At 65.2% G+C, this 5732-nt stretch carries 8 protein-coding genes; 7 read left to right on the top strand and 1 reads right to left on the bottom strand.

Features of this window, described 5'->3' with window-relative positions; translation table 11 throughout:
- From GSQ79_RS24335 to GSQ79_RS24365, 7 genes are all read left to right on the top strand, one after another.
- Positions 1–157: helix-turn-helix domain-containing protein (locus GSQ79_RS24335; RefSeq protein ID WP_305764638.1), on the top strand; the 157-nt coding region annotated here is incomplete at its 5' end.
- A gap of 10 nt (positions 158–167) precedes the next feature.
- Positions 168–737 (top strand): chromate transporter, encoded by a 570-nt coding sequence (locus tag GSQ79_RS24340; RefSeq protein ID WP_246725560.1) that lies wholly within the window; start codon positions 168–170, stop codon positions 735–737.
- Positions 734–1276, top strand: coding sequence for a chromate transporter (locus tag GSQ79_RS24345; RefSeq protein WP_158811347.1), 543 nt, complete (start codon positions 734–736; stop codon positions 1274–1276). Before GSQ79_RS24340 ends, GSQ79_RS24345 begins: the two co-directional genes overlap by 4 nt.
- Positions 1277–1305: 29 nt before the next feature.
- Positions 1306–2166, top strand: a complete 861-nt coding sequence (locus tag GSQ79_RS24350) for a D-amino-acid transaminase (protein ID WP_158811348.1) — start codon at positions 1306–1308, stop codon at positions 2164–2166.
- Between the two features lie 188 nt (positions 2167–2354).
- Positions 2355–2609 (top strand): RNA chaperone Hfq, encoded by a 255-nt coding sequence (gene hfq, locus GSQ79_RS24355; protein ID WP_158811349.1) that lies wholly within the window; start codon positions 2355–2357, stop codon positions 2607–2609.
- A gap of 40 nt (positions 2610–2649) precedes the next feature.
- Positions 2650–4083, top strand: a complete 1434-nt coding sequence (gene hflX, locus GSQ79_RS24360; protein WP_158811350.1) for a GTPase HflX — start codon at positions 2650–2652, stop codon at positions 4081–4083.
- Positions 4084–4108: 25 nt separating this feature from the next.
- Positions 4109–4888 (top strand): SDR family oxidoreductase, encoded by a 780-nt coding sequence (locus tag GSQ79_RS24365; RefSeq protein WP_210253208.1) that lies wholly within the window; start codon positions 4109–4111, stop codon positions 4886–4888.
- Between the two features lie 2 nt (positions 4889–4890).
- Here GSQ79_RS24365 and mazG read toward each other — a convergent pair whose 3' ends face one another.
- Complete coding sequence (gene mazG / locus GSQ79_RS24370; protein ID WP_158811351.1) at positions 4891–5697, bottom strand: nucleoside triphosphate pyrophosphohydrolase; 807 nt, start codon at positions 5695–5697, stop codon at positions 4891–4893.
- Positions 5698–5732 lie beyond the last annotated feature (35 nt).

The raw sequence follows: 5732 nt of genomic DNA on the forward strand, positions 1-5732 counted from the left end.
GAGCCTGCCGCTGCGCGAGGCTCGCGAGGTGTTCGAGCGCGAGTATCTGATGGCGCAGGTCAGCCGTTTCGGAGGCAATATCTCGCGGACGGCGGAATTCATCGGGATGGAGCGTTCGGCGCTGCATCGCAAGCTGAAGTCGCTAGGCATCGATTAAGGGCAGGGCGGTGGAAACCGCTTCGCCGATCCCCATCGCGTCTCCGGTTTCGCGGCTCACCCTGTTCGTCACGTTTCTCAAGATTGGGGTGCTCGGCTTTGGCGGCGTCGCGGCCTGGGTTCGCCACGTCGTTTTGGTCGAACGCGGCTGGATGACGGAACGCGAGTTCGCCGAACTGTTCGGGGTCGCCAGCACGCTGCCGGGAGCCAACACTATCAACTTTGCCGCCATGCTGGGAGACCGCTATGCCGGCCTGTCCGGCGCCGCGGCAGCCCTGGCCGGGCTCATCGGCGCGCCTCTGGTGCTGCTGGTCGTCGTCGCAACGCTTTATGCGCACTACGCCGAGCTGCAGGATGTACGCGGCGGCCTCGCGGGCGCGGCAGCGGCGGCTGCCGGTCTGGTGCTCGGCACTGCGTTCAAGCTGCTGCGTGGCCTGAGACCGGATCTTGTGATGCTGCTCGTCGTCGTCGGCGTTTTCGCCGCCGCCGCGCTGCTCCAGGCGCCGATCCTCGTCATCATCGGGATCGCTATTCCGCTTTGCATCGGGACGGTCGTGCTCCGCAACCGACGACGCGGATGAACGCCAACATCCTGCTCCATCTCGTCGTGACGTTCGGCGTGCTGTCCCTGCTCTCGATAGGCGGCGCCAACGCGACGCTTCCGGAAATCCATCGCCAGGTTGTCGGACAGCTGCACTGGATGGATGACGCGACCTTCTCCCACCTCGTGGCGATCGGCCAGACGGCGCCGGGTCCCAACGTCCTCGTGGTCAGCATGATCGGCTGGCAAGTCGGCGGGGTTCTCGGCATGGTCGTGGCGACGCTCGCCATCGTGGTGCCGTCGTCGATCCTTGCGCTGGTGCTGGGCCGGCTGATGACGCGCCACGAAAGCAATCGCTGGGTTGGTTTGATCCGTCGGGCGCTGGCGCCGATCGCGATCGGGCTGATGCTCGCGAGCGGCCTTGTGATGACCAAGGCCGCCTACACCGGCGCCTTGACCTTGGTGGTCGTCGCAGGCATGGCCAGCATGGTGTTTTTCACCAAGGTTTCGCCGTTTTGGGGCATCGCAAGTGCGGCGCTTCTGGGTATCGTCGTCAACCGGATGCACCCTTTCATCTGAGGGGGCCAAGCACTGAAAAGGAATCCGCCTTGAGCCGCGTCGCCTACGTCAACGGCCGCTATCTTCCGCAGGCCCACGCCACCGTCCATATCGAGGATCGCGGCTATCAGTTCGCCGATGGGGTCTACGAAGTCATCGAAGTGCACCAGGGCGCGCTGATCGACGAAGAGCGTCATCTGCAGCGCCTCGTGCGCTCGCTCGGCGAGTTGCGCATCGACGCCCCGATGCGGGCAGGGGCCTTCCGGATCGTGCTGCGCGAGGTCATCGCCCGCAACAAGCTGCGCCAGGGCTTCATCTACATGCAGATCTCGCGCGGCGTGGCGCGCCGCGATCACCTGTTTCCGGATCCGGTCGTGCGCCCGAGTCTTGTGGTCACAGCCCGCCTCGTCGATCCGGCAAAAGCCGGCGCCAAGGCGGCGAAGGGGATCAGGGTCATCACCATGCCGGACATGCGCTGGAAGCGACCCGACATCAAGACGATCTCGCTGATCGCCAACGTCCTGGCGAAACAGGCCGCGAAGGATCGCGACAGCGGCGAGGCCTGGCTGCTCGACGCCGACGGCCTGATCACCGAGGGCTCGTCCTCCAACGCCTGGATCATCGACCAGAGCGGGACGGTAATCACTCACCCCGTGACCAACGCCATCCTGCAGGGCGTGACCCGCACCACGCTGCTGACACTGCTCGAAAAGCTGGGGCACCGCGTCGAGGAGAGGCGCTTCAGCCCGCAGGAGGCCTATGACGCCAAAGAGGCGTTCATCACCGGCGCGACGTCGATCGTCACGCCGGTCGTCGCGATCGACGATCACGTGCTCGGCACCGGCACCCCCGGACCCATCGCGTTGAATCTGCGGGCGCACTTTCACGACGTCGCGCCGCGCACGGACTGATGCGGCAATCCAAATGGTTTGCCGTACATCGGCCTTGGACATCTTGTCCTAGCGGGAAAGACTCGCCTGCCGCCCTCTTGCGGCTGGCACGCCAATCGCACTAAGAAACCGGACGTCCGCGACAAATTGGCGGACCATAAGTGACGTCTGCGCCGGCGACGGCGCCAAAAACGACCAGGATCAATCCGATGGCAGCCGAACGACCGCAGAACTTGCAGGATACTTTTTTAAATTACCTGCGGAAAAACAAGGTCCCTCTCACTATATTCCTCGTCAACGGCGTGAAGCTTCAAGGGGTCGTCACCTGGTTCGACAACTTCTGCGTTCTGCTGCGGCGCGATGGTCATTCCCAGCTCGTCTACAAGCATGCCATATCGACGATCATGCCGGGTCATCCGATCCAAATGTTCGAGCCGGGCGAGGACACGACGGTCGCGCCCTGACCAGAGGCCGCGACGCCGGCCAAAGACAAGTGAGTAGGGATTGAACGAAGCCGGCCCCGTAAAATACGACCAACCCGAAGCCACACGCGCCGCCGCGACGCGGGCTCTCGTTCTCGGCCCCTACCTCGCGGCCCGCGCCCGCCACGTCGCTCCAGATCCCAATGCGCCACTGGCCTCCGCCCTGATCAACACGCGTTCGCCCGACGCGCGCATCGCCGAAGCCGCCGGCTTGGCGCGTGCGATTGATCTTGATGTCGTCGACGCGACGATCGTGACCCTGTCGCAGATCCGCCCCGCCAGCTTCCTCGGCAAGGGCAAGGTCGAAGAGATCGCCGCGCGGGTGAAGGACGAAGCGCTCGACCTCGTCTTCATGGACTGCGCGCTGTCGCCGGTGCAGCAGCGCAATCTCGAAAAGGAATTCGGCGCCAAGGTCATCGACCGCACCGGCCTGATCCTGGAAATTTTTGGCCGCCGCGCCCGGACGCGCGAAGGCGCGTTGCAGGTCGAACTCGCCCATCTCGCCTATCAAAAATCGCGGCTGGTGCGTTCCTGGACCCATCTCGAACGCCAGCGCGGCGGCTTCGGCTTCCTCGGCGGTCCCGGCGAAACGCAGATCGAGACCGATCGCCGCCTCATCTCCGAGCGGATGGTCAAGATCGAGGGCGAACTCGACCGGGTGAAGCGGACCCGCTCGCTTCATCGCAAGACGCGCCGCGACGTGCCTTATCCGATTGTCGCGCTGGTCGGCTACACCAACGCCGGCAAGTCGACGCTGTTCAACCGGCTGACCCAGGCCACCGTCATGGCCGAGGACATGCTGTTCGCCACGCTTGACCCGACCCTGCGCATCGTCAAGCTGCCGCACGGCTCGAAGGTGTTGTTGTCGGACACCGTGGGTTTCATCTCCGACCTTCCGACGATGCTGATCTCCGCCTTTCGCGCTACCTTGGAAGAGGTGCTGGAGGCCGACGTCGTCCTGCATATCCGCGACATCGCGCACGAGGACACCGACGCGCAGAGCGCCGACGTCGAGGCGATTTTGGGCGATCTCGGGGTCAATCCGAAGGATCATCACCGCCTGCTGGAAGTCTGGAACAAGCTCGATCTGCTCGACCCCGAGGCGGCCGAAAGTCTCGCCAACGCCGCGAAATGGCGGGACGCCGAGGCGCGCCCGGTCATCGTCTCGGCATTGACGGGGCAGGGCGAAAGACACCTCCTCGACGAGATCGAGATGCGCCTTGCGGAGGGACGCTCGCTGTTTGCGATCGACCTCGATCCAGCCGACGGGCAGGGGCTGAACTGGCTCTACGAGCATACCGAGGTCATGGAGCGCAGCGCCAGCGACGACGGCGTTTCGCATCTTGTGGTCCGCGCCCTGCCCGAACGCAGCGGCCAGATCCTGCAGCGCTTTCACGGCGCACGCAACGTCGGGCCGATCGCCGCGGCGGCCGAGAGCGCGCCGTATCGCCCCTGAGGCAGACCAACAAGGATCCCGGGTCATGGCGACAGAGATGGGTGGCCGACTGCAAGGCCGCGTCTGTGTCGTCGCCGGCGCGCTCGGCGTTTTGGGGGAGGGTGTCGCGCGGCGGTTTGCCGACGAAGGCGGCATCGTCGCCGGCCTCGACCGCAAAGCCCACGATGTCGGCAGGCTCGCTCTCCAGGTCGATCTCCTCGACGAGGAGGCGATACGCGGCGCCTACGCCCGCATCCACCAGGAATTTGGCCGGGTCGACGTCATCTACAACAATGCTGGCTTGATCGACCCGGCCGACCATTCCGCGCTCGACACGGATCTGGAGACCTGGAGCCGGGTGATCGCCGGCAACCTCACCACCACTTATCTCAGCTGCAAGCACGGCATTCCCTTCATGCTGCGCAACGATCCGCCCAAGGGCTCGGTGATCAATACGGCCTCGTTTCTCGCCGGGATGGGCGCGGCGTCCGCGCAGATGGCGTTCAACGCCGCAAAGGCCGCCGTCGAACAGCTTTCCCGCGACCTCGGCGTCCAGCTTGCGCGAAGCGGCGTGCGCGTGAATGCCCTCGCGCTTGGCCCGATCGAAACACCGCAGCTCCGGCAGGTCTTCGATCGCATCGGATCGGAGGAGACGGCGCGCCGCTTCGTCCATATGCCGATGGGCCGGTTCGGCACCATTGCGGAACTCGCGGCAACGGCCGCCTATCTCGCCAGCGACGACGCGGGTTTCGTCACAGCCGCCTCCATACCGCTCAATGGCGGCATTCCCGGCGCCTTCACGGTCGCTCTCGATCCGCCGCGATAAGCCTACAGGCCCTGGCGTTTGGCTTCGTCCCACAGCGCATCCATATCGTCGAGGCTGGCAGCCTCAGCCGACGAGCCGCGCGTCGCCAGTTCACGCTCGATAAAGGCGAAACGCCGCTCGAATTTGGCATTGGTGCTGCGGACGGCGGTCTCGGGATCGACCGCGGCATGGCGCGCCAGGTTGGTCACGGCAAACAGCAGGTCGCCGATCTCGCCTGCGACCTCATTGGCGTCTTTCGAGGCGACGGCCTCCTCGATCTCGTCGATCTCCTCGCGGATTTTTGCGAGCACGAGCCTGACGTCGCCCCAATCGAAGCCGACGCGGGACGCCTTCTGCTGCAGCTTGAGCGCGCGGGTCAGGCCGGGCAGGGCAACCGGGACGTCGGCGAGCAACCCTGCCCGATCGCGTCGCGGCCCCGCCTTGTCGCGCTTCAACTGGCGCTCTTCGGCTTTGATCGTCTCCCAGTTGGCGCGAACCCCGTCCGGCGATGCGCTTTTCAGGTCCCCGAAGACATGGGGATGGCGGCGGATCATCTTGGCGCAGACGGCTTCGGCGACATCGGCGAAAGCGAACTGGCCAGTTTCCTCCGCAATCCTCGCATGGAACACCACCTGCAGCAGCAGGTCGCCGAGTTCGTCGCGCAGATCCTCGACATCGCCGCGCTCGATGGCGTCGACGACTTCATAGGCTTCCTCGATGCAGTAAGGCGCGATGGTCGCCGAGGTCTGCGCCAGATCCCAGGGGCAGCCGCTCTCGGGCGTGCGCAGTGCCGCCATGATGTCGATCAAGCGCTGAAGGGCAGGCGGCATCGGCGGCTCGTGGATTTTGACCAAGAAATGGATTT

This window comes from Beijerinckia sp. L45 (assembly GCF_009765775.1).
Classification (GTDB): Bacteria; Pseudomonadota; Alphaproteobacteria; order Rhizobiales; family Beijerinckiaceae; genus RH-AL1.